19 protein-coding genes are annotated in these 23,373 nt (G+C 69.9%); 8 read left to right on the forward strand and 11 right to left on the reverse strand.

The genetic code is table 11. The features are described 5' to 3' along the window. Nucleotides 1-75 precede the first annotated feature (75 nt). A complete protein-coding gene (gene recB / locus PSQ40_RS06305; RefSeq protein ID WP_273949769.1) occupies nt 76-3,777 on the forward strand; it encodes an exodeoxyribonuclease V subunit beta in 3,702 nt (1,233 codons plus the stop codon). Further along, nucleotides 3,774-5,831 (forward strand): exodeoxyribonuclease V subunit alpha, encoded by a 2,058-nt coding sequence (gene recD, locus PSQ40_RS06310; RefSeq protein WP_273949771.1) that lies wholly within the window; start codon nt 3,774-3,776, stop codon nt 5,829-5,831. Before recB ends, recD begins: the two co-directional genes overlap by 4 nt. A gap of 44 nt (nt 5,832-5,875) precedes the next feature. Here recD and PSQ40_RS06315 read toward each other — a convergent pair whose 3' ends face one another. Beyond that, the gene (locus PSQ40_RS06315) at nt 5,876-6,118 is read right to left on the reverse strand and encodes a DUF2789 domain-containing protein (RefSeq protein ID WP_273949774.1); all 243 of its coding nucleotides are present in this window, start codon (nt 6,116-6,118) and stop codon (nt 5,876-5,878) included. Nucleotides 6,119-6,223: 105 nt separating this feature from the next. Here PSQ40_RS06315 and PSQ40_RS06320 point away from each other — a divergent pair, with 105 nt between their 5' ends. From PSQ40_RS06320 to PSQ40_RS06335, 4 genes are all read left to right on the forward strand, one after another. Beyond that, complete coding sequence (locus PSQ40_RS06320; protein ID WP_273949777.1) at nt 6,224-7,183, forward strand: tripartite tricarboxylate transporter substrate binding protein BugE; 960 nt, start codon at nt 6,224-6,226, stop codon at nt 7,181-7,183. 252 nt (nt 7,184-7,435) lie between these two features. Further along, entirely contained in the window at nt 7,436-8,293 is an 858-nt protein-coding gene (locus tag PSQ40_RS06325; protein WP_273949778.1) for an N-formylglutamate amidohydrolase, read from the forward strand. Beyond that, the gene (locus tag PSQ40_RS06330; RefSeq protein WP_273949780.1) at nt 8,293-9,393 is read left to right on the forward strand and encodes an NAD(P)/FAD-dependent oxidoreductase; all 1,101 of its coding nucleotides are present in this window, start codon (nt 8,293-8,295) and stop codon (nt 9,391-9,393) included. The genes PSQ40_RS06325 and PSQ40_RS06330 overlap by 1 nt, the downstream gene beginning before the upstream one ends. Before the next feature lie 69 nt (nt 9,394-9,462). Continuing rightward, a complete protein-coding gene (locus PSQ40_RS06335) occupies nt 9,463-10,002 on the forward strand; it encodes a hypothetical protein (RefSeq protein WP_409338554.1) in 540 nt (179 codons plus the stop codon). A gap of 134 nt (nt 10,003-10,136) precedes the next feature. Here the strand turns inward: PSQ40_RS06335 and PSQ40_RS06340 are convergent, their stop codons facing one another. From PSQ40_RS06340 to PSQ40_RS06355, 4 genes are all read right to left on the reverse strand, one after another. Then, nucleotides 10,137-12,389 (reverse strand): xanthine dehydrogenase family protein molybdopterin-binding subunit, encoded by a 2,253-nt coding sequence (locus PSQ40_RS06340; RefSeq protein WP_273949782.1) that lies wholly within the window; start codon nt 12,387-12,389, stop codon nt 10,137-10,139. 11 nt (nt 12,390-12,400) lie between these two features. Next, complete coding sequence (locus PSQ40_RS06345; protein ID WP_273949784.1) at nt 12,401-12,874, reverse strand: (2Fe-2S)-binding protein; 474 nt, start codon at nt 12,872-12,874, stop codon at nt 12,401-12,403. 73 nt (nt 12,875-12,947) lie between these two features. Next, a complete protein-coding gene (locus PSQ40_RS06350) occupies nt 12,948-13,520 on the reverse strand; it encodes a TetR/AcrR family transcriptional regulator (protein ID WP_273949786.1) in 573 nt (190 codons plus the stop codon). A 529-nt stretch (nt 13,521-14,049) separates the two neighbouring features. Continuing rightward, a complete protein-coding gene (locus PSQ40_RS06355; RefSeq protein WP_273949788.1) occupies nt 14,050-14,358 on the reverse strand; it encodes a hypothetical protein in 309 nt (102 codons plus the stop codon). Between PSQ40_RS06355 and yghX the strand changes: the two genes are divergently transcribed. Then, nucleotides 14,357-15,244 (forward strand): YghX family hydrolase, encoded by an 888-nt coding sequence (gene yghX, locus PSQ40_RS06360; RefSeq protein ID WP_273949789.1) that lies wholly within the window; start codon nt 14,357-14,359, stop codon nt 15,242-15,244. The two genes, PSQ40_RS06355 and yghX, sit on opposite strands and share 2 nt — an antisense overlap. 373 nt (nt 15,245-15,617) lie before the next feature. On the opposite strand, the gene PSQ40_RS06365 is transcribed toward yghX, so the two are convergent. The 6 genes from PSQ40_RS06365 to PSQ40_RS06390 all read right to left on the reverse strand — a co-directional run bounded on the left by PSQ40_RS06365 (nt 15,618) and on the right by PSQ40_RS06390 (nt 22,179). Further along, complete coding sequence (locus PSQ40_RS06365) at nt 15,618-16,049, reverse strand: thiol-disulfide oxidoreductase DCC family protein (RefSeq protein ID WP_273949792.1); 432 nt, start codon at nt 16,047-16,049, stop codon at nt 15,618-15,620. Nucleotides 16,050-16,287: 238 nt separating this feature from the next. Beyond that, nucleotides 16,288-16,740, reverse strand: coding sequence for a fasciclin domain-containing protein (locus tag PSQ40_RS06370; protein ID WP_273949793.1), 453 nt, complete (start codon nt 16,738-16,740; stop codon nt 16,288-16,290). 256 nt (nt 16,741-16,996) lie between these two features. Beyond that, nucleotides 16,997-17,812, reverse strand: coding sequence for an HpcH/HpaI aldolase/citrate lyase family protein (locus PSQ40_RS06375; RefSeq protein ID WP_273949795.1), 816 nt, complete (start codon nt 17,810-17,812; stop codon nt 16,997-16,999). A 76-nt stretch (nt 17,813-17,888) separates the two neighbouring features. After that, complete coding sequence (locus PSQ40_RS06380) at nt 17,889-19,388, reverse strand: NAD-dependent succinate-semialdehyde dehydrogenase (protein ID WP_273949797.1); 1,500 nt, start codon at nt 19,386-19,388, stop codon at nt 17,889-17,891. A 198-nt stretch (nt 19,389-19,586) separates the two neighbouring features. Beyond that, nucleotides 19,587-21,122: a UxaA family hydrolase gene (locus PSQ40_RS06385; RefSeq protein WP_273949799.1), complete on the reverse strand. Its 1,536-nt coding sequence runs from the start codon at nt 21,120-21,122 to the stop codon at nt 19,587-19,589. Nucleotides 21,123-21,174: 52 nt separating this feature from the next. After that, the gene (locus PSQ40_RS06390; protein ID WP_273949801.1) at nt 21,175-22,179 is read right to left on the reverse strand and encodes a Bug family tripartite tricarboxylate transporter substrate binding protein; all 1,005 of its coding nucleotides are present in this window, start codon (nt 22,177-22,179) and stop codon (nt 21,175-21,177) included. Nucleotides 22,180-22,326: 147 nt separating this feature from the next. Between PSQ40_RS06390 and PSQ40_RS06395 the strand changes: the two genes are divergently transcribed. Then, nucleotides 22,327-23,313, forward strand: a complete 987-nt coding sequence (locus PSQ40_RS06395) for a LysR family transcriptional regulator (protein ID WP_273949802.1) — start codon at nt 22,327-22,329, stop codon at nt 23,311-23,313. The last annotated feature ends 60 nt before the right edge of the window (nt 23,314-23,373 follow it).

The following is a 23,373-nucleotide window of genomic DNA, read 5'->3' on the forward strand; positions in this document are numbered from 1 at the left end:
GCCGTCGCCCCACCAAACTGTCACGCCCCGTCACCGCGCCCCCCTGTGCCCGAACCGACCGAGACCGAAACCCGCATGAGCCCCATCGACGCCAACGCCCCTGTGGCGGCCCACGCCAGCGCCCCCGGCGCCACGCTGCAGCCCCCGATGCAGCCGCTCGACCCGCTGACCCTGCCCTGGCAGGGCCGGCAGGTCATCGAGGCGTCGGCCGGCACCGGCAAGACCTGGACGCTGGCCGCGCTGTACGTGCGCCTGGTGCTGGGCCACACGGCATCGGGTTTGCAGACCGAGCGCGGCTTGTTCCCGCCGCAGATCCTGGTCATGACCTTCACCGACGCCGCCACCGCCGAGCTGCGGGGCCGCGTGCGGGCCCGCCTGGCTCAGGCCGCGCAGTACTTTGCCGACCTGCCCGAGGTCGAGGCCGACGGGTTTTTGCAGCAGCTGCGGGCCCAGATCGCACCCGAGCGCTGGACCGAGTGCGCGCGCCGTCTCGACGCCGCCGCGCAGTGGATGGACGACGCCGCCATCTTCACCATCCACGGCTGGAGCCACCGCATGCTCAGCCAGCACGCCTTTGACAGCGCCAGCCTGTTCGAGCAGGCGCGTGTCGAGGACAGCGCCCAGTTGCAGTTGGCCGCCGCACAGGACTACTGGCGCCGCTGGTGCTACCCGCTGGACCTCAGCGAGCTGGAGGCGCTGGCGCCCTTGGGCCGCCACCCGGGCGAACTGCTGCAACGCCTGCAGCCCCTGTGGGCCCAGGCCGAGCGCAGCCCCGAGGCCGCCGAGGCCGCGCGCCAGCCGGTGGACAGCCCCGACCACCTGGTGGCGCAGTGGCGCCAGTGGCAGCAGCGCCATGACGCCCTGCAGGCCCAGGCCCGCGCCGCCTGGACCCCCGACTGGGTGCAAGCCGTCGAGGCGGCGGCCGCCAGCAAGACCCTCAAGAACTACCAGGCCCGCTGGATGCCGGGCTGGCTGGCGGCCATGGCGGCCTGGGCCGAAGGCCAGCCCGCCAAGCTGGACCAGCTGCAGCGTTTTTCGCTGAGCCAGTTGCGCGAACGTGGCTGGCCCCAGGCCGAGGATCACCCCGTCACCGCCTGCCTGGACGACCTGTGCGATCACCTGCGGGTGGCGCCCGACATCGGCCCGGCCTGGCTGGCGCACGCGGCTCAGCAGGTTGGCGCGGCCTACCAGGCGGCCAAGGCGCGGTTGGCGCAGTTTGATTTTTCAGACCTGCTGCAGCGCCTGTACGAGGCCCTGCAAGCCCCGGACGGGCGGCTGGCGGCGGCGATCCGGGCGCAGTTTCCGGTCGCGCTGGTCGACGAGTTCCAGGACACCGACCCCTGGCAGTACGGCGCGCTGTGGCGCATCTACGGCGGCGACGCGGGGCAGGGCACCGGCCTGATCATGATCGGTGACCCCAAGCAGGCCATCTACAGCTTCCGCGGCGCCGACCTGGCCACCTACCTGCAGGCGCGCAGCCAGGCCCAGGCGGTGCACACGCTGGGCGGCAACTTCCGCTCCAGCGCGGGCGTGGTGGCCGCCGTCAACCACATCTTTGCCCACGCGCCGCAGCCCTTCGGGCCGCTGCCGTTCGAGCCCGTCACCGCCAGCAACCCCCGGGTGCAGGCCCTGCAGGTCGCGGGCCAGCCCCAGCCCGCACTGACGGTGTGGCGCCTGCCCGGCGAGCAGCCGTTGTCCAAGGCCGCCTACGAGCGCGCCATGGCCGCGCTGTGCGCCACCCAGATGGTGGCCTTGTTGAACCAGGGCGCAGCCCAGCCGGGCCAGATGGCGGTGCTGGTGCGCCATGGCGCCGAGGCCAAGGCCATCCGGCGTGAACTGGCGCAGCGCGGCGTGCGCAGCGTGTACCTGTCGGACCGCGACAGCGTCTACGCCAGCCCCGAGGCGCACGACCTGTGGCGCGTGCTGTGCGCGGTGGCCCAGCCGCGCTCGGCCAGTGCCCTCAAGGCCGCTTTGCTGACGCGCCTGTGGGGCTTGAGCTGGCCGGCACTGGAGCGCCTGCTGCACGACGAGGACGCCTGGGACGCCCTGGTGGACCAGTTCCATGGCTGGCAGAAAATCTGGCAGCAGCAGGGCCTGCTGCCCATGCTGCACCACTGGCTGCACGACCTGGGGGTGCCACGCCGCCTGCTGGCCCCCGAGGCCGAACAGGGGGAGCGCCGCCTCAGCAACCTGCTGCACCTGGGCGACCTGTTGCAGACCGCGAGCCAGGGCCTGCAAGGTGAGGGCGCCTTGCTGCGCTACCTGGAGCAGCAGCTGCAAAAGCCCAGCGCCAGTGGTGACGCCGCCCAGACCCGGCTGGAGAGCGACGCCGACCTGGTGCAGGTGATCACCATGCACAAGTCCAAGGGCCTGCAGTACCCCTTGGTGTTCCTGCCGTTTGTGGGCGGCTTCCGCGCCGAAAAAGCGGACAGCGGGCGCGACGACGCCCAGCGCCTGGCCGAGGACGTGCGCCTGTTGTACGTCGCCCTGACCCGCGCCGAACAGGCCCTGTGGCTGGGCGTGGCGCCGCTGGCGCGCGACCTCGACGGTGAGTCGCCGAAGCTGCAAAGCGCCCTGTCGCTGCTGTTGGGCCGCCAGCGCCCCGACGACCTCGACAGCGCCTTGCAGGCCTGGGCCGCCTGCCCCGACATCGTGGTGCAGCGGGCCCCCGAGCCCGACCTGCAGCCTTACCGCGCCCCCGACACCCCCAGCCTGCCGCAGCCCGCGCTGCAACCCCAGCGCCGGGCCAGCCGCCCCTGGTGGACGGCGAGTTTCAGCGCGCTGACGCGCGAACTGGGCCACCGCCCCGAGGCCGCTGGCACCGGGCAGACCCCGCTGTCCGAGCGCGACGAGCGCCTGGACGACGCCCTCACCGACAACCGTGACAGCCCCGAAGCCGCCTTGTCGGACCCGGCCGAGGCCGCTGCGGCGCCAGGCTGGAACGCGTTCCCTGCTGGCAGCCGTTACGGCACCCTGCTGCACGACCTGCTGGAATGGCAGGCCGGGCAGGGCTGGCCGGCGGCCCAGCGGGCGCCCGAGCCCGAGCCCGGCCAGGCGGGCAGCGCCGCAGCGGTGCTACAGGCCGACGCCACCGCCCGCACGGGCACCGAGGCCGAATGGGCGGGCCTGCTGCAAAGGCAAGCCGCCGCCTTGCAGCTGGACGAGGCCCAGACCGCCCAGCTGGGCCAGTGGGTGGGCGAGATCCTGCGCAGTCCCCTGCACTGGGTCGACCCTGCGCAGCCCTTGGCAGGCCAGACGAGCCCGCCATTGGTGCTGGGGCAGTTGCCGCCCCACGCGTTTTGGGCCGAAATGAACTTCAGCTTGCCGGTGCGCGAGCTCAACACCCAGGCGCTGGACGCGTTGATCAGCGCCCAGGTGCTGCCGGGCCTGCCACGGCCCAGCCTGCTGCCGCGCCAGCTCGAAGGCATGCTGACCGGCTTCATGGACTTGGTGCTCTGGCATGGCGGGCGCTACCACGTGCTCGACTACAAATCCAACCGCCTGCCCGACTACCGACCCGAGACCCTGGCCCAGGCCGTGCTGGCGCACCGCTATGACGTGCAGTACAGCCTGTACCTGCTGGCCCTGCACCGCCTGCTCAAGTCGCGCCTGCCCGACTACCAGCCCGAACAGCACCTGGGGGGCGCGCTGTACCTGTTTGCGCGCGGCATCGACCAGGTGGGGCAGGGCCTGTTTCACGAACGCCCCCCGGTGGCGCTGATCGAGGCCTTGGACCAGGCCTTCTCAGGCCGCACCGCCCTGGAGACCCTGGCATGACCCGCCCCCCTGTTGCTGCCGCCACGCCAGCGGCCTCCGCCCAAATGGACTGGCTCAGCCTGCCGCCCGACGGCACGCACGCCGCCGGTGGCGACGCCGCCGAGGACGGGGTCCCGGGCTCGGCCGCGGTCTGGCCTTGGGACCTGCCCGAGGCCGACACCCCCCTGAGCACCCTGGACCGGGCCCTGGCGCGCTTTCTGCAGGACACCCAGCCCAGCCCCGAGCCACGCCACGCCTGGCTGGCGGCCCTGGTCAGCCACCAGTTCGGTCGCGGCCACGCTTGCCTGGACCTGGCGGCGCTGGCCAGCCAGCCGGCCGCCACCCTGGGCTGGGAGCCGGCCGCCCTGCAAGGCCTGCCCCCGGCTCTGAGCCGGGCGGCCGACGGCCTGCCGTGGTGCGAGGGCGCTGGCAGCCCCCTGGTGCGCGACGGCGCGCGCCTGTACCTGCGGCGCAATTGGGCCGCCGAGCAGCTCATTCGGGGCTCGATTGCGGCGCGCCTGGCGCTGCCCTCGGTGGCGCCCGAAGGCCTGGCGTCCTTGCTGGCGCGCTTGTTCCCGCCCACGCCAAAGATCCCCGGTCCCGACTGGCAGAAGGTGGCCTGTGCGCTGGCCGCCCGCCAGCGGTTCACCCTCATCACGGGCGGGCCCGGTACCGGCAAGACCACCACCGTGGTGCGCCTGCTGGCGCTGTTGCAGTCCAGCGCCCGGCAACGCGAGGGCGGCCACGGCCAAGCCCTGCGGATTGCGCTGGCCGCGCCCACCGGCAAGGCCGCTGCGCGGCTGGCGGAGTCGATTGCTTCGGCCGTGCAGCACCTGCCCGAGGACCTGCGGTCCGACATCCCCGACCAGGCGCAGACCCTGCACAAGCTGCTGCAGGTGCGACCCGGCGTGGGCCACCAGGCGCCCCCCGAGCTGGCGCTGGACCTGATCGTGGTCGACGAGGCGTCGATGATCGACCTCGAAATGATGGCCCGCCTGCTGACGGCCGTGCCGCCGCGGGCCAGTGTCATCCTGCTGGGCGACAAGGACCAGCTGGCCTCCGTGGAGGCCGGCGCCGTCATGGGCCAGCTGTGTGAGGGCGCCGATGCGGGCGGCTACAGCGCCGCCACCGTGGCCTGGCTGGCCGAGGTGGCGGCCGAGGACGTGTCGCGCTTTCAGGGCGACGGCGGCCTGCTGGCGCAGCAGACCGTGATGCTGCGCTTCAGCCGCCGCTTTGCGGGCGACAGCGAGATCGGCCAATGGGCCCACGCCGTGAACCAGGGCCAACTGAGCACTGTGCAGGGCCTGTGGCGGCGCAGCCCGCGCGTGGGCAGCGCCCCCAGCGCCTCGGTCGACCGCCTGGAGCCCGCGCAAGCCACCGACCCCGCCTTGGCCCCGGTGTGGCAGCGCGGCTGGGCGCCATGGCGCGCCTTGATGGCCACGGCCACCGGTGCGGCCGTGGGCGCCCCAGCGTCGGCCGGGCCCGGGCTGGAAACGCCGGCAGCCGGCGCCTTGGGGCCTGTTTTTGACGACCGGCTGGCCCTGCAGGCGCTGGCCGCCTTCAACCGCTTTCAGGTGCTGTGCGCGGTGCGCGACGGCCCGTGGGGTGTGGAGGCGCTGAACCGCCGCATCGCCCAGGCCCTGGGCCTGCCCACCGAGGGCTGGTACGCGGGCCGCCCGGTGATGGTCACGCGCAACGACTACGCGCTGCAGCTCATGAACGGCGATGTGGGCCTGTGCCTGCCGCACGCCAAGGGCTTGCGGGTGGCGTTTGCCGATGGCCACGGCGGCGTGCGCTGGGTGCAACCGTCGCGGCTCGACGCGGTGGAGAGCGTGTTCGCGATGACCGTGCACAAGTCGCAGGGTTCCGAGTTCGAACACGTCGCCCTGGTGCTGCCCGAGGTGCCCGTGGCGGTGTTGACGCGCGAGCTGCTCTATACCGGCATCACGCGCGCCAAGACCCGGCTCACCCTGGTGGTGCCGGGCGTGCCCGCGCTGTGGCGCGCGGTCGAGAAGAAGGTGGTGCGCAGCGGCGGGCTGGGCGGCGGTTGGCCAGTGCCCGCGCCGCCGCGCTGAGGCGGGGGCGAAACCCGCCCGCCCCAGCCGGTTTCAGGCGGCGGTCAGGCGGCGGTCAGGCGCAGGGCGGCGTCGAGCTGGTCCACCAACTCGGACCAGTCGGCATCCTGCTGCCATTGCTGGCGCAGGAAGCCGGCCTGGGCTGGGGTCCAGAACGGCGCCTCGGGCAGGCGCAGGTCGTCGGCCAGCGGCGAGTGGCTGCGGATGAAGTCGGCGATTTGCTCGGGGCTGGACGGCAGGCCCAGTTGTTCGAACAGGTCGTGAAAGCGCGGGTGGATGTTGTCCATGGGGGCAGCGCCGGGTGGCGCGGTTCAGTGGCGGTCAGACGAGGCTAACTCAATCCGGCGGCTTGTGCTGGTGTCCTGGGCACTTCTCTTGCTTGGGTCCACCCCATGCAAAGACGACACCTCTTGACCCTGGCCGCTGCGGCGGCCACCTTCCCGCTGGCGGCCTGGGCCGACGGCAAGCCCATCCGCCTGGTGGTGCCTTTTCCGCCCGGTGGCGCCACCGACATCACCGGCCGCGCCCTGACCGAACCGCTGTCGCGCCTGTTGGGCCAGCCCGTGGTGGTGGACAACCGGGGCGGGGCCGGGGGCTCGATTGGCATGACCGAGGTGGCGCGGGCCGCGCCCGATGGCCTGACCTTCGGCGTGGCCACGCTGTCCACCCACGGCGTCAACCCCGCGGTGTACAAAAAGCTGCCCTACGACCCGGTGCGCGACTTTGCCCCGGTGGCGGAACTGGTCAAGGCGCCTGGGGTGCTGGTGGTCAATGCGGCCTTGCCGGTCAAGGACTACGCCGACTTCTTGCGCTACCTGAAAGCCAACCCCGGCAAGCTGTCTTACGCCACGCCGGGCACCGGCACCATCGGCCACATGTGGGGTGAGTTGTTCAAAAGTTCGACCCAGACCTTCATGCTGCACATCCCTTACCGAGGCGCCGGCCCGGCCCTCAACGATGTGGTGGGGGGCCAGGTGATGGTGTACTTCGACCAGGTGGCGGCGTCGCTGCCGCACATCCAGTCGGGCAAGCTGCGCGCACTGGCCGTGTCCTGGCCCAAGCGGCTTGAAGTTTTGCCACAGGTGCCCACCTATGCCGAACTGGGGCTGCCCGCGTGCAACGAGCCGTCCTGGTTTGGGCTGCTGGCTCCGGCCGGCACCCCCAAGCCGGCCATTGCCCGCGTGCACGAAGCCCTGGTCAAGGCCCTGCGCGAACCCGCCGTGCGCGATCGCCTGGCCGCCCAGGGCCTGTTCGCCACCGGCACCACGCCTGACGAATTCGGCCTGCAGGTCAAGTCGGAGATTGAGAAGATGCAGCGCGTCAGCGCCTACGCCAAAATCACGCTCGACTGATCGATCAGCGCACGGCTGCGCCCGGGCATCAGAAGGCCAGGCGGCGCCTGGAAGGGCGTCGGTGTCGGTGTCGTGGGCAGGCCAGGCCGGGCCGGGCGCTACGCGGCACTGGGGCCCCAACCGGGGCCGCCCCTGATCGGCCTGGGTGGCGCGGTCTAGCCGCCTGGGTGGGGGGCGCCGCGTGGGCGGTGTCGCGCGCGCCGGTTGCGGGACAACACAAGAGACAAAAACGCACCGCTGAGGTGCGGGAGAATGACTGCCATGACTGAAATGATCCGAACTTTGGCGGGCACCACGCCCCTGGTGCTTGACTCGCCGCACAGCGGCACCTTCTACCCCGAAGACTTTCAGCACGCCTGCGACCTCGCCGTGCTGCGCCAGGCCGAAGACACCCACGTCGAAAAGCTCTACGACTTTGCCCCCGCCCTGGGGGTGGCCTGGATCGAAGCGCTGTTCCCGCGCAGCTACCTCGACGCCAACCGCAACACCACCGAGATCGACACCCGCCTGCTCGACGCGCCCTGGCCCGGTCCGGTGGCCACCGACCCGGCGGTGCTCAGCAAGGTGCGCCTGGGCAAGGGCCTGATCTGGCGCAGCACCGACACCGGCCTGCCGATCTACCAGCGCCAACTTGGCGTGGCCGAGGTGCAAGAGCGCATCGAGCGCTGCTGGGTGCCTTACCACGCGGCGGTGGCGCAGGCGATTGACCTGGCGCACGCGCGCCACGGCTACAGCCTGCACGTCAACTGCCATTCGATGCCCGCTGTGGCGTCCAGCCACGCGACCGATTTCCCGGGCGAGGCCCATGCCGACTTTGTGGTGGGCAACCGCGACCACAGCACCAGCAGCCCGGCCCTGGCCGAGTTGGTCTGCGAGCACCTGCGCGACCTGGGCTACAGCGTGGCCCTGAACCACCCCTACAAAGGGGTCGAGCTGGTGCGCCGCTACAGCCACCCCGCGAGCCACCGCCACAGCCTGCAACTGGAGATCAACCGCAAGCTCTACATGGACGAAACCACGCTGGCCCCCAGCGAGGGCTTTGACGCGCTGCGGGCGCATTTGAAAACCCTGGTGCTGCGCCTGCTCACCGTCGACCCCAGGAGGCTGTGATGGAGGCGGTGGATTGCGTGGTCATTGGCGCCGGTGTGGTGGGGCTGGCCGTGGCGCGCGCGCTGGCGCTGGCCGGGCGCGAGGTGCTGGTGCTCGAAGCGGCCGATGCGATCGGAACCGGCACCAGCTCGCGCAACAGCGAGGTCATCCACGCGGGCATCTACTACCCCAAGGGCTCGCTGAAAGCGCGTCTGTGCGTGCAGGGCAAGCAACTGCTGTACGCCTACTGCGCCGAGCGCGGCATCGCCCACCGGCGTTGCGGCAAGCTGCTGGTCGCCACCCAGGAGGCCCAGCTGGGCCAGCTGCAAGGCATCATCGACAAGGCCGCGGCCAATGGCGTGGACGACCTGGTCTGGCTGTCGCGCGAGCAGGCCCAGGCCCTGGAGCCGGCCCTGGCCTGCGTGGGGGCGCTGCACTCGCCGAGCACCGGCATGGTGGACAGCCACGGCCTGATGCTGGCGCTGCTGGGTGATCTGGAGCACGCCGGGGGCCTGCTGGCGCTTAACTCGCCGCTGGACAGCGCCCGCATCACCCCCGAGGGCATCGTGCTCAACGCGGTCGGTGGCACCACCTTGCTGGCGCGCACCGTGGTCAATGCAGCGGGCCTGCACGCGCAGGACCTGGCGCGCCGTTTTTCGGGCCTGGACCCCGCCCTGGTGCCGCCGGCCTATTACGCCAAGGGCAATTACTTCACCCTGGCCGGGCGTTCGCCGTTCAGTCGCTTGATCTACCCGGTGCCGCAGGCCGCGGGCCTGGGGGTGCACCTGACGCTGGACCTGGGCGGCCAGGCCAAGTTTGGCCCCGATGTGCAGTGGGTGGACTCGCCCGACGACCTGGTGGTCGACCCGGCGCGCGGCGACGCCTTTTATGCCGAGGTGCGCCAGTACTGGCCCGACTTGCCCGACGGCGCCTTGCAGCCCGGGTACGCGGGCATCCGGCCCAAGATCCAGGCGCCCGACCAGGCCGCGCTGGACTTCATGGTCCAGGGGCCCGCCGACCACGGCGTGCCGGGCCTGGTCAACCTGTTTGGCATCGAATCGCCCGGCCTCACCAGTTCGCTGGCGCTGGGCGCGCATGTGGCGGCGCTGCTGGCCGACTGAGCGGCGCGGCGGTGGACGCTGGCTTCGCGTAAGATCGCGCCCTTTCGCGATTTCACCCGGGCCTTTGCTTTGTCACATTCCAGCGCACCTGATTTCACCCCCGACGATGGGGCCCCGGCGGACGAGGAGGCGGTGGCGATCAAAGAGCCCCGCCGGTGGCGCGACAACGGCTGGACCGCGCGCGTCATCAAGAACGAGGACGACGACGGCTGGGCCGTGGCCATGTTCAAGGGCCGCGAGCCCGAGCCCGCCCTGGTCGGCCCCTGGACCATGGGGCGCGACAAAAAGAACCCCAAGCCGCTCGATGTGTCGGCCTTCAACACCCTGGTCAAAACCGCCAACGAGGTGTTGCGCCGCCACGAGCAGCAGCTGCGCGCGCAGCTGCACAAGAGCGTGCAGCTGACGGTGGGTGAGCAGCGTTGGGAGATCACGCTGGACATCGTGCCCGATGAGTTCGAGCCCTACGCCCTGCTGGCCGCCCACCCCCTGCACGGTGGTCACGTCAGCATCGACGGCCCGGTGGCCGAGCGCCGCGTGCGGCCCGACTTCAAACTCAGCCCGCGCAGCGCGGCCGACTGGATCGAATCCGACTTCGGCCCGGCGCGCTGAGCGCAGGTTCCACCCGGATTCAGACCCGGGTGCCTGCTGCTGCGCAGGGCCGGGCCCCGGATGGGGGCTGCTGCGTGGGGCCCGACCCGCATGGCCTTCAGCGGCCCGGGGGGCGACCCCCGGGGGCTTTCAGCTCACGCCAGCTTGAAGGGCAGGGCGCGCACCGGCTTGCCGGTCAGGCTGGCCACCGCGTTGGCAAACGCCGGGGCCAGCGGGGGCAAGCCCGGCTCACCCATGCCCGTGGGGGCGTCGGCGCTGGGCACGCTGTGCACGGCGATCTTCGGCATGTCGGTGATGCGGGGCACCGGGTAGTCGCCGAAGTTGCTTTGCTCGACCTGGCCGTCCTTGAGCGTGATGGCCGCACCCGGCAGGCACATGCCCAGGCCCATCAGGGCGCCGCCCTGCACCTGGGCTTCCAGCGTGCGCGGGTTGACCACCAGGTTGCAATGCACGCCCGCGGTCACGTTGTGCAGCACAGGCACGCCCTTCTTGACCGAGGCTTCGACCACGTAGGCCACCACCGAGTTGAAGGACTCGTGCACCGCCACGCCCCAGGCGCGGCCGGCCGGCAGCTTCTTCTTGCCGTAACCCGATTTGTCGACCGCCAGTTGCAGCGCGGCCTTGTGGCGCGGGTGCTTGTCGCCCATCAGGGCCAGGCGGTAGGCCACCGGGTCCTGGCGCGTGGTACGGGCGATCTCGTCGATCAGCGTCTCCATCACGAAGGCGGTGTGGGTTGAGCCCACGCTGCGCCACCACAACACGGGCACATTGACCTGCGGGTGGTGCACCGTCAGGCGCATCGGCACGTCGTACGGCTCCTTCATGCCTTCGACCGCGGTGGCGTCGATGCCGTCCTTGACCATGAAGCCTTCAAACGGCGAGCCCTTGGTGATCGACTGGCCGACGATCACATGGTCCCAGCCCAGCACACGGCCCTTGGCGTCAAAGCCGATCTGCGCGGTGTGCAGGTGCATGGGGCGGTAGTAGCCGCCCTTGACGTCGTCCTCACGGCTCCACACCAGGCGGATCGGGGCGTTCACGCCGGCGGCGCGTGCGGCCTTGACCACCTGCGCCGCTTCGACCACGTAGTCGCTGCTGGGGATGGCGCGGCGACCAAAGCCGCCCCCGGCCATCTGCACATGGACCTGGATGTTCTGCGGTGGCAGGCCCAGCACGGTGGCCGCGGCCATGCCGTCCAGACCGGGCATCTGCGTGCCCACCCACATCTCGGCCTTGTCGCCCTGGACCTCGATGGTGCAGTTCAGCGGCTCCATCGGCGTGTGCGCCAGGTAGGGGAACTGGAACTCGGCCTTGATCTGGTGCTTGGCGGTCTTGAGGCCCGACACGTCGGCGTCGTACTTGCGCGGGCCGGCTTTCTTGGCCAGGTCGCGGTACTGGGCCAACTGGCGGGCGCTGTCCACTTTCTCGACCTGGCTGTCGTCCCATGCCAGTTTGAGGGCGGCCCGCGCCTGGCGGGCGTTCCAGTAGCCATCGGCGATCACCGCCACACCCTCGCCGCCGCGGTCCAGCGGCACACGCAGCACGGCCTTGACGCCGGCCATGCCGCGCGCGGCGCTGTCGTCCAGCGACTTCAGGCGGGCACCAAACACCGGCGGGTGGGCCACCACGGCGCTCAGCATGCCGGGGCGACGCACGTCGATGCCGTAATCCTGCTGGCCACTGGACTTGGCCTGCGCGTCGAGGCGGTTGGTGGCCTGGCCGATCAGGCGGAAGTCCTTCGGGTCTTTCAGCGTCACGGTCTTGGGCACGGGCAGGGCCATGGCGGCCTCGGCCAGTTCGCCGTAGCCCAGGCGTTGGCCGTTGGGGGCCACGACAAAGCCCTGGCGGGTTTGCAGCGTGGCCGCGTCGAGCTGCCAGCGGGCCGCTGCGGCTTGCACCAGCATGGCCCGGGTGCGTGCGCCCAGCTCACGGTACTGGGTGAAGGAGTGCGCAATCGAGCCCGAGCCACCGGTGATGTGCATGCCGAACAGGGGGTCGACATAGGCCGGGTCGTTGTTGCCGTGCACGCTTTTCACCCGGGCCCAGTCGGCGTCCAGTTCTTCGGCCAGGATCATGGGCAGCGCGGTTTGCACGCCTTGGCCAAAGTCCAGTCGGTTGATGGTGATGGTGGTCGTCCCGTCCGGGGCGATGTGCACAAAGGCCAGCGGTTGCTGGGTGGGTTTGAGGGCTGCGTTGGCGGCGGCGTCCTGGGCCATCGCGCCCAGCGGGAAGGCGCCGAGCGCGAGACCGCTCAGGGCGCCCAGCTTCAGAAAGCTGCGGCGCGGCAGGCCGGCGCCGGCTTCATGGCCTTCGCTGCGGGCTTGTTGCCTGTCGATCAGGCCTTGCAGGGCGCGGGGCACTTCGAAAGTGGTGGCGTTGAAATGCATGGTGCTCTCCTTCAAGCCAGGGTTTGGGCGGCATCGGCCACGGCGGCGCGGATGCGGGCATAGGTGCCACAGCGGCAGATGTTGCCGGCCATGGCGGCGTCGATCTCGGCCTCGCTCGGCTTCTTGCCGCGCGGCAAGGTCTTCAGGAAAGCGGTGGCCGACATGATCTGACCGCTTTGGCAGTAGCCGCACTGCGCCACGTCGTGTTTGACCCAGGCCGCGTGCACGGCCTGGCCCACCTTGTCCTGGCCAGCGGTGACGGCCTCGATGGTGGTGATCTTCTGGCCGGCGGCGGCCGAGATCGGCGTCACGCAGGAGCGGATCGCCTGGCCATTGAGGTGCACGGTGCAGGCGCCGCACAGGGCCGCGCCGCAGCCGAACTTGGTGCCGGTCATGCCCAGCGTGTCGCGCAGGGCCCAGAGGATGGGGGTGGAAGGGTCGGCATCGACCTGGCGGTCCTGGCCGTTGATGTTGAGCGTGCTCATGGTGGGGACTCCTGTGGGTGAATATTTATTCGTTTTAAGGTCGGATGTTCGCCGGGGTCTGGGGTGTCGGGACTCAGGCTTTGATGCCGTCCCAGCACAGGCCAAAGGCCATCGCCAGGTGGGCGTCATCATGGGGCAGGGTGCCGGCGCGCAGCAGGTTGGCGGTCTCGCGCACCGACCCGCCAAAGCTGTTGAGCAGCAGCACGGTGGGCACGTCCTTGAGGATCTGCTGCTGCTTGGCGTGGTTGAACAGGTCCAGCCAGGCCTGCACCAGGCGGGCCGACAGGTTGCGGCTTTCTTCGCTGAACCAGGGGGAGTTGTAGTACTGCTCCAGGAACACCATCTGCGCGTACTGCGACAGGCGGTGATTCAGCCAGTTGGTCCACATGCGCTGAAAGCGGCGTTTGAACGGGTCCTGCGGGTTGTCGCCCTGCATCAGGGTGGCGGTGGTTTCGGTCTTCGCCTGCTCGTAAAGCGCCGTCAGCAACTCTTCCTTGGACTTGAAGTAGACATACAGCGTGCCCGTGGCCAGCCCGGCTTCGCGGGCAATGGCCGCCATGGTCAGGCCGCTCAGTCCGGTCTGCTCGACCAGCCTGAAGGTGGCCAGCGCAATGGCGCGCAGCTTGTCTTCGTCCTTGGGCTTCATGGGCGCATGATAGACGAATATTTATTCAGGTGCATGGCCCTGCTGATCGAAGGTGTATGCCCGCGATCCGGGGGCCCGTGGCTGGGGTGGGTGCCCCGCGCGGTGTGTGTTGGCGCCCGCTGGCGCACCAGTGGCCAGCCCCAGCAACCTGCGCTGACGTGCTTTTACCGGCCGGCGACCGGGGCTTCACCAGGGCGCCAAGCGGGGCGGCGAGCATGTCGGCTGGATTGACCACTTTCGCAGGAACCCCTTTGAAGCACACCCCATGGGCCGCCCGTGCCCACGCCTCCCACCTCACCCTCTTTGTAACGCTTGCTGCGTCGCCCGTTCAGGCCCCCGCCACTGCCCGTGCCCTGCGCTGGGCCCAGCGTAGCGGCGCGGCCCTGCTGTGGGCCACCTTGGGCCTGAGCAGCCTGGCCGCCCACGCCCAAAATGGCCCGCCCTCGGGGCAGCCCCCCGGCCCACCGCCCGAGGCCGTGGCCGCGTGCAGCGGCAAGACCGCGGGCAGCGCTTGCAGCTTCACCGGCCGTCAGAACGACACCTTGACCGGCCAGTGTGCGACCGCACCCTCGGGCCCACCGGGCAGCAGCAGTGCGTCGGGCTCGTCCTCGCCTTCGAGCGGCACCTTGGCCTGTCGACCCAGCCAAATGCCATCCCCCAGGTGATGGGCTGCGGGCCGTCGGTGACCGGCCCCGGTCAACCGGGCATGGACGGGCCCGCCCTCGGCCTGTGGCCACAGGCCAAGGCGGTCACCCGACTGCGGTTTTGGGGCTTTTGGCGCGCCCTGCACGCACGCAAGGCTTGTGCGAGACTGGTCTTTTTTGACGGAGACTTGCATGACCCGTTTGACCGCCAAAGATTTCCACCCCGAGTTGCTCGAGCTGTATGACGGCTATGTTCATGGGCGGGTGAGCCGCCGTGACTTCCTGGACCGCGCTGGCCAGTTCGCGGTGGGGGGCGCCACCGCCGCCACCTTGCTGGCGTCGCTGAGCCCTGTCTACGCGCAGGCGCAGCAAATTGGCTTCACCGATCCGGACATCCTGGCCCAGTACATCCGCTACCCGTCGCCGAATGGCCACCAGCAGGTGCGTGGCTACCTGGTGCGCCCCGCCAAGGTGACCGGGCGGGTGCCGGCGGTGGTGGTGGTGCATGAGAACCGGGGGCTCAACCCCTACATCGAGGACGTCGCGCGCCGCTTGGCCAAAGCCGGCTTTGTGGCCCTGGCGCCCGATGGCCTCAGCTCGGTGGGCGGCTATCCCGGCAACGACGACGAAGGCCGGCGTCTTCAGCAGCAGGTCGATCCGCAGAAGTTGATGAACGATTTTTTTGCCGCCATCGAGTACCTGCAGGCCAGCGAGCTGACCACGGGCAAAGTGGGCATGACCGGTTTTTGCTACGGGGGCGGTGTCTCCAATGCGGCCGCGGTCGCCTACCCGAACCTGGCCGCGTCGGTGCCTTTCTACGGTCGCCAGGCCAAGCCCGAGGACGTGCCGCGCATCAAGGCACCGCTGCTTCTGCATTTCGCTGAAACCGACCCCAATGTGAACGGCACCTGGCCGGCTTACGAGGCCGCGTTGAAAGCGGCCGGGACCCCTTACGAAGCCCACATCTACCCTGGCACCCACCACGGGTTCCACAACGACTCGACCCCCCGCTACGACGAGGCGGCTGCCAAGCTGGCGTGGAGCCGCACCCTGGCCTGGTTCCGCCGTCACCTGGCCTGATGGCGGTTCGAGATTGGGCGCTGCCCAGATCCTTGGATCCTTGGATCCTCGGATCAGTCGATCAGTCGATCAGTCGATCGGCGCTGCTGCGACACCCGGTGTCCGGGCCCTTGGCCCAGTTGGGCCGGGTCTGTTGAGGTGGGTGCCCGGCCCATGCGGCGATCATGCGGCGATCATGTGGCGGGCCATGTGTCGGTCCATGTGTCGGTCCATGTGGCGGCCCATCAGGCCACTGGCCTGCGCGGTGGGCCCGCCGTTGCCCTCAGGGCGTTGAGGTGACATGGCTGCGCGGAGGACGGTGAGGCGGACGGGCCACGGCGCCCCGTGTGGGCCGCCCCGCCCCTGGGTGGACGGCCGTTGACGCGCGTGCCGGTCAGTCCCGCGGTGGGGCGTCTAGGCGGGAGGCCCAGCGTTGCAGCCGCGGTCGCCATCGCAAGAAACCCCGGTAGCCGCGCTCCATCACCCACAGGGCCCCCGGAACCCGTTGCAGCGTCGCCAGCCACCGCCAGCCCGGCAACTGGCTCCAAAGCATCAGGAAGGCTTCAGCGCCACTCAACAGCCGGCCATCCGGGTGTTGCACGTGAAAGCGCGCCAACAAACCGGCTCGCGTGGTGCCCGGGGGCACTGGCACGGACGCATCGCTGATGTCGGCGTAGCAGACCGACAGGCCGTTGTCGACGGGACGCAGGTCGCGGTAGACGCCGATCTCCCGCCGGCACAGCGGGCATGCGCCGTCGTACAAAACCGTCAAGGTCGGTTCGCTGGGGGGCGTGGGGGTAGGGGGCGTTGCGGGCGTTTGAGTCATGGCAAGGACCAATTCAAGTGCGACAAGTGAGCCGCTGTGGCCCACTCAGAGCGTGCTGGGCGCCTGGGCTCTGAGAACCCCTCGCGACCCGACTTGGCGGGCCGGCGTGCATGGGGCTGCGCGGCGTCCGGACCAGCACCTCCGTGCACCCGGCAGGGGCTCCAAGGCCCTTGCCGAGGCGGGTGGGTTGGCGGTCCGATGGGGGCCTGCCGGCGCAGGCTGGCACCAGTGGCCAGGCTTACTTCGGCAGCACGACGCTGTCGATCACATGGATCACGCCGTTGTCGGCCACCACATCGGTCTTGATGACGTTGGCGTTGTCCACCTTCACGCCGCCCATCGTGCTGACCGTCAACTCCGAGCCCTGCACGGTCATGACTTTGCCGGCCTTGACGTCCTTGGCCATGACTTTGCCCGGCACCACGTGGTAGGTCAGGACTTTGGTGAGGGCCGCCTTGTCCTTGAGAAGCGCTTCCAGTTGGGCCTTCGGCACCTTGGCAAAGGCTTCGTCCGTGGGGGCGAACACCGTGAACGGGCCAGGGCCCTTGAGCGTGTCCACCAAGCCCGCGGCTTGAACCGCCGTCACCAGGGTCTTGAAAGAGCCCGCCGAAACGGCGGTGTCGACGAGATCGGCGGCTTGAGCACTCACAGCGCCCAGGCCCATCAGGCAGGCAAGCAGGATTTTTTTCATTTCGGACTCCAGATCAGAAGGGGTGGATGGATCCCGCGGGGGGGATGCGCCGTGGTTACTGACGCGTCCGAATGATAACTTTAATGATCAGTTTTTTACCAATCAGTAAATTGGCATACATATTGGTATGGTTTTGCAGGGTGGCGCCAACGCTCCCCGCGCGCCTGGTGTGGAAGCGGCGGGGCCTGGGCGGGGCCGGTCGCGCTGCGCGGTCGGGCCATGGCGCCCGTCCGGCCAGGGCGCGCAAGCCCACGGCTCAGTAAGCGCCCTGGCTGCCCGCACCCACTTGTGGCCGTGGCGTGGCCCGGTCGCCCAGCCATTGGCGGGCCAGGCCGCGCGCGGCGTTGGCGAACAGCAGCACGTCCACCCCGACGGCCACAAAGGTGGCGCCCAGGTCCAGGTAGCGCTGGGCCAGCGCCGGGTCGGAGGTGAGCGTGCCCGCGGCCTTGCCCGACGCCACGATGGTGCGGATGGCGTGTTCAATCGCCGCCTGCACCTCGGGGTGGCCGGGGCGGCCGCGGTGGCCCATCGAGGCCGCCAGATCAGCGGGGCCGATGAAAACACCGTCCACCCCATCGACCGCGCAGATCTCGCGGAGGTGGGTCAACGCGGTCACGCTTTCAGCCTGCACCAGCAAGCAGATGCCGTCGTCGGCCGCATCGAGGTAGTCGGTTTGCAGGCTCCACTGCGACGCCCGGCCCACCGCGCTGCCCACGCCGCGGATGCCGCGCGGCGGGTACTGCACCGCTGACACCATCAGGCGGGCTTGCTCGGGCGTGTCGACCATCGGGATCAGCAGGTTGCGCACGCCGATGTCAAGCAACTGTTTGATCAGGGCCACCTGGCCTTCGACCGCGCGCACCACGGGCTGGGCGCGGTAGGGCGCCACCGCCTGCAATTGCTGCAGCGTGCTGGGCAGGTGGTTGGGCGCGTGTTCGCCGTCGATCAGCAGCCAGTCAAAACCAGCGGTGGCACTGACCTCGCTGAGGTAAGGCGAGGCCATCGACAGCCACAGGCCGATCTGGGCCTGCTGCTGTTGCAGGGCGAGCTTGAAAGGGTTGGGGTGGCTCATGGGGGGCTCCTGAAAAAGCGGGTGAATCGGTGAGGCGATGAATTGATGAGTTGGTTCGGCGCGCGGCAAGGCGTGTTCAGTCCAGCTGGCCCTGGCACAGGTACTTGGTGTGCAGGTAGTCGTCCAGGCCGTAGCGCGAGCCCTCGCGGCCATAGCCGGACGCTTTGACCCCGCCAAACGGCGCGGCCTCCGAGGCCACGGCCCCTTCGTTGATGCCGACGATGCCGCACTCCAGCGCGCTGGCCATACGCCAGATGCGGCGCACGTTTGGCGAGTAGAAGTAGGCCGCCAGGCCGAACGGTGTGTCGTTGGCTTGCGCGATGACCTCGTCTTCGGTGTCAAAGGTGAACAGGGGCGCGACCGGGCCAAAGGTCTCTTCTTGCGTCAGCGCCATGTCGGGCGTCACGCCGCTGAGCACGGTGGGGGCGTAGTAGTGCGGGCCGTCGAGGCCAGGGCCCTGCAGGCGCTGGCCACCGGTCTCCAGGTGCGCGCCCTTGGCCAGGGCGTCCTGCACATGGCGCTCGATCTTCTCCACCGCGCGGGCGTTGATCATGGGGCCGATCAGGCTGTCAGGCTGCTGGGCCGGGCCCACGGGCAGGGCGGCGACGCGGGCAGCCAGCTTCTGGCTGAAGGCCGCCATCACACCGCGCTGCACATAGATGCGGTTGGGGCAGACGCAGGTCTGGCCGCCGTTGCGGAACTTGGCAGCCATCACGCCCTCGACTGCGGCGTCGAGGTCGGCATCGTCAAAGACGATGAAGGGTGCGTTGCCGCCCAACTCCAGCGACAGCTTTTTCAAGGTGTCGGCCGAGGCCCGCGCCAGGTGCTGGCCCACCGGGGTGGAGCCGGTGAAGGTGATCTTGCGCACCTCGGGGCTGGCCAGCCAGACATCGACCACGGCCGGGGTGTGCTCGCGCGAGGCAGTGACCACGTTCAGCACGCCCGGTGGAAACCCCGCCAGCTCGCCCAGGCGCGCCAGCGCCAACGCGGTCAGCGGGGTGTCTTCGGCGGGCTTGGCCACCACGCAGCAACCCACGGCCAAGGCGGGCGCAATCTTGCGCGCGATCATGGCGAGCGGGAAGTTCCACGGCGTGATGGCGGCCACCACGCCAACGGGCTCTTTGAGCACCATCATGCGCCGGCCGTTCACGGCGGCGGGCAGCATGTCGCCATAGACGCGGGTGGCTTCCTCGGCAAACCAATCGATGTAGGACGCGCCATACAGCACCTCGCCCCGCGCTTCGGCCAGCGGCTTGCCTTGCTCCAGCGAGATCAGCCGGGCCAGGTCGTCCTGGTGCTGCAGCAGCAGCGCGTGCCAGCGCTTGAGCGCCTGCGCGCGCTCCTTGGCCGGGCGCACGCGCCACAGCTTGAAGGCCGCGCTGGCCGCGTCCAGGGCGGCCTGGGCGTCGGCGGCGTTGCCATCGGGCACCTGGGCGATCAGCGCCTCGGGCCGGGTCGGGTGCAGCGCGGGGTTGTGCACGGGCAGGGCCAGGCCCGATCGGCCAGCCACCCATTGGCCGTTGATGAAGTGGTGAGTGCGCAGCAGGCTGGGGTCGGAGAGGGTCAGGGAATGCATGGTGTCAGGGGTTGAAATGGGGGGCGTGCCGGGCGCGTCGATGCGGGGTAGATGGGGCGTGGATGAGGTGTGCAGTGGCCGTGAAAGGGCCTTGAAGGGGGCGGCAGGCGACACGAAGCCGCACCGCGCGCCTGGGCGGCGGAGACAAGACGCCAAGGGGGGGGGCGACTGGAAAGGCGGAGCGAGGGCGTGCCCGCCTCAGCTCACGATGCCCAGGTGCCAGGGCACAAATTCGTGGTCGCCCAGGCCCAGCAGTTCGCTCTTGGTTTTGTGGCCCGAGGCGGCGCGCAGGATGTGCTCAAAAATGCGCTGCCCCATCTGCTGCACATCGCAGTCGCCGTCGAGCACGGCGCCGCAGTTGATGTCCATGTCCTCTTCAAGGCGCTCGAACATCGGCGTGTTGCTGGCCAGCTTGAGGGTGGGGGCCGGTTTGGAGCCAAACATCGAACCCCGCCCGGTGGTGAAGCAGATCAGGTTGGCGCCGCTGGCGATCTGCCCGGTCACCGCCACTGGGTCGTAGCCGGGGGAGTCCATGAACACAAAGCCCGCCTTGTCGATGGGCTCGGCGTAGCGGTACACCTCCACCAGGGGCGTGGTGCCGCCCTTCATGGCCGAGCCCAGGCTTTTCTCGAAGATGTTGGCCAGGCCGCCGGCCTGGTTGCCGTGGCCCACCACGCCGTTGAACTGGGCGTTGTGGCCACGCGTGTACTCGGCCCACCAGTCCAGCCGGTCCAGCAGCTTCTGGCCCACCTCGGGGCTGACCGCGCGGCGCGTCAGCATGTATTCGACGCCGTGGATCTCGGGGGTTTCCGACAGGATGGCGGTGCCGCCATGGCGCACCAGGATGTCCATCGCTGCGCCCAGTGCCGGGTTGGCGGTGATGCCCGAGAACCCGTCCGAGCCGCCACACTCCAGGCCGATCTTGAGGTGCTCGGCGCTCACCGGCTGGCGCGTCACTTGGTTGACCTGGGGCAGCATGGCCTCGACCGCGGCAATGCCCGCGGCAATGGTGGCGCGCGTGCCACCGCTGTCCTGCATGACCAGCGACTGCACCAGGGCGCTGTTGTGCAGCCCCTGCGAGCTGAACAGGTCGGCCACCTGGTTGCGTTCGCAGCCCAGGCCCACGATCAGCACGCCGCCCAGGTTGGGGTGGCGCGCGTAGCCCGCGATGGTGCGTCGCAACAGGTCAAAGTGCTCGCTGGGCGAGGACATGCCGCAGCCGCTGGTCTGGGCAAAAGCCACCACGCCGTCCACGTTGGGGTAGTCGCGCAGGCGCTCTTCGGTGAAGTGCGCGGCGATGCGGTTGATGGTGGTGGCCGAGCAGTTGACCGAGCTGATCAGCCCGATGAAGTTGCGCGTGGCCACCCGCCCGTCGGGCCGCACGATGCCCATGAAGGTGGCGCGCTGCCCGGGCGGCAGCAGGTCGACCGGTTTCACGTCCTGGCAGAAAGCCGGGTCACGGTATTCGTCCACCAGGGTCAGGTTGTGGCCGTGCACGTGTTCGCCGGCCTCGATGTCGCGGCTGGCCGCGCCGATCACCGTGTCGTACTTGCGCACCCGCTCGCCGGCCGCGATGCCGCGCGCTGCGATCTTGTGTCCGGCGGGCACCTGGGCCCGGGTGCGCAGGTCAAATTCGGCCAGGTGCTGGCCCAGCGCGATGGGCGCGCGCGCCACCAGCACGTTGTCGTTGGGGTGCAGCCGGATCAACGGCGAGAGGGGAGGGCGGGAGGTCATCGGTGGTGGGCGGCGGGGAGGGCGGGCAGGCTGGGGTGCGGCGGGCAGGGGCTCAGCCCTTGGCCAGCAGTTCCTTGAGTTTCAGGCGCTCGATCAGCTGGGTTTCGCGGCGGTAGACCTCGCTCACATAGCGCGCGTAGTCGGGGCCGTCCAGGTACATCAGGGGTGCATCGATGCGGTCGCAGGCGGTGGCAAATTCGGGGCTGGCCGCGGCTTGGCGGAAGGCGTCGCGCAGGCGCTTCTCAATCGCCGGCTCCAGGCCCTTGGGGGCGCCAATGCCGTTGGGCGCGTCGACCACCACGTTGTAGCCCAGTTCTTTGAGGGTGGGGGCGTCAGGGAAGTCCTGGGTGCGCTTTTCGCCCCAGGTCGCCAGCAGGCGCAGCTTGCCGGCCTTGACATAGGAGGCCCACGAGGTGGAATCGGCCAGCGCATTGACCTGGCCGGCCAGCAGGTCCTGCAGCGCCGGGGCACCGCCCTTGTAGGGGATGTGGTTGAGCTGGATGCCCGCAGCCAGCGCAAATTCCTCCATGCCCACATGGGTGGCGCCGGCCACGCCCGCGCTGCCATAGGTCAGCTCGCCGGGCTTGGCCTTGGCGGCGGCGACAAACTCTTTGAGCGTCTTCCAGGGGGCATCGCTGTGCACCACGATGCCAAAGGTCTGGCCCGAGGTGCGGGCTAGGTAGCTGAGGTCTTTGAGCGGGTCCAGCGCCACCGTGCCCAGTTGGGAGAAACGCGTCACCGAGATCGGGATCTGGCCGATGGTGTAGCCGTCCGGTTTGGCGGCGGCCATGGTGCGCAGCCCCAACATGCCGGCGGCGCCGGCCTTGTTGTCCACCACCACACTCTGGCCCAGTGCCTTGGCCGCGGCCGAGCACAGCGCGCGCATGGTCATGTCGGCGGTGCCGCCCGCGGGCCAGGGGCAGATGAAGGTGATCGGGCGCTCGGGGTAGCTGGTCTGCGCCTGACTGCCCAGGGGCAGGCCCAGGGCCAGGGTGCCCAGGCTTTTGGCGATGAATTGGCGACGGGTGTCGGGCAGGGCTGGCGTTGGCTGGCGCATGGTTGTCTCCGCGTGGTGGCGAGGTTGTCGTTATGGGGCGAGCGGGCCTTGGGGGCCGGTCTGGGCGCGATTCTGGGCCGGCGTAACATAGCCGTCCAATGAAGTTATGGACTGACTTCATAGCTTGTTTGACATGAAGATGCCGCCATGACCCTTGCCGCCTCGTCGATTGACCGTGTTCTGCGCTCCAACCTCAAGCTCAAGCACCTGCAACTGCTGGTGGCGCTGGACCAGTTTCGCCACCTGGGCCGGGCGTCGGAGTTCTTGTCGTTGACCCAGCCCGCGGTGTCCAAGACCCTGGCCGAGGTGGAGCGCCTGTTTGGCGTGGCGCTGTTCGTCCGTTCGACCCGGGGCACCGAGCCCACGGCCTATGGCCAGACCGTGGTACGGTTTGCGCGTTCGGTGCTGGCCGACTTTGACCGCACGCGCGACGAGATCGCCGCCGTGGCCAGCGGTGCGGCGGGGCGGGTGCGCGTGGGCGCCATGGTGGTGGCCACGCCGGTGTTGCTGTCGCAGGCCATGGCGCGGCTCAAGCAGCAGTCGCCACAGACCTCGGTGCTGGTGGAGGAGGGCGACCTGACGCGCCTGTTGCCGCCCTTGCGCCAGGGCGAGCTGGATGTGTTTGTGGGCCGGCTCGAGCCCGGCTATGCCGCGCCTGATCTGGAGACTGAGGCGCTCTACACCGAGCCCATGTGCATCGTCTGCGGCCCGCGTCACCCGCTGGCGCGGCGCCGGCGCGTGGACTGGGCCGAACTGGCCGCCCAGCCCTGGGTCATGCCGCCGCCCTGGGCCTCGTCCCGCATCAAGCTCAACCAGATGTTCTACAAACACCGGCTCAACCCGCCGGTGGATGTGATCGAGAGTGCGTCCTTCCTGGTCACGCTGACCTGCCTGCGCGAGCACGGTGCCATGGGCTTCTGGGCCCAGTCGGTGGCCCGGCATTACCGCGACCAGGGCCTGGTGCGCGTGTTGCCCATCGAGGTGCCCATCGACCTGCCCCCCGTGGGCCTGATCACCGTGCGCGGCCGTTTGCGCACCCCGGCGGCGGAGCAGTTCATGGCGTGTTTGCGGCAGGTCAACACCGCTTTGCCTGATCGCTTGACCCCGCCTGCACCCGTTTTGCGCGAGGGCTGACGGTGGGGCCGTCTGCGGGGCGGGTCTGGCACGCCCAGCGCGTCTGCGGGACGGCTTTGA

It is taken from the genome of Curvibacter cyanobacteriorum, assembly GCF_028649475.1.
In the GTDB taxonomy this organism is placed as follows: Bacteria; Pseudomonadota; Gammaproteobacteria; order Burkholderiales; family Burkholderiaceae_C; genus Curvibacter; species Curvibacter cyanobacteriorum.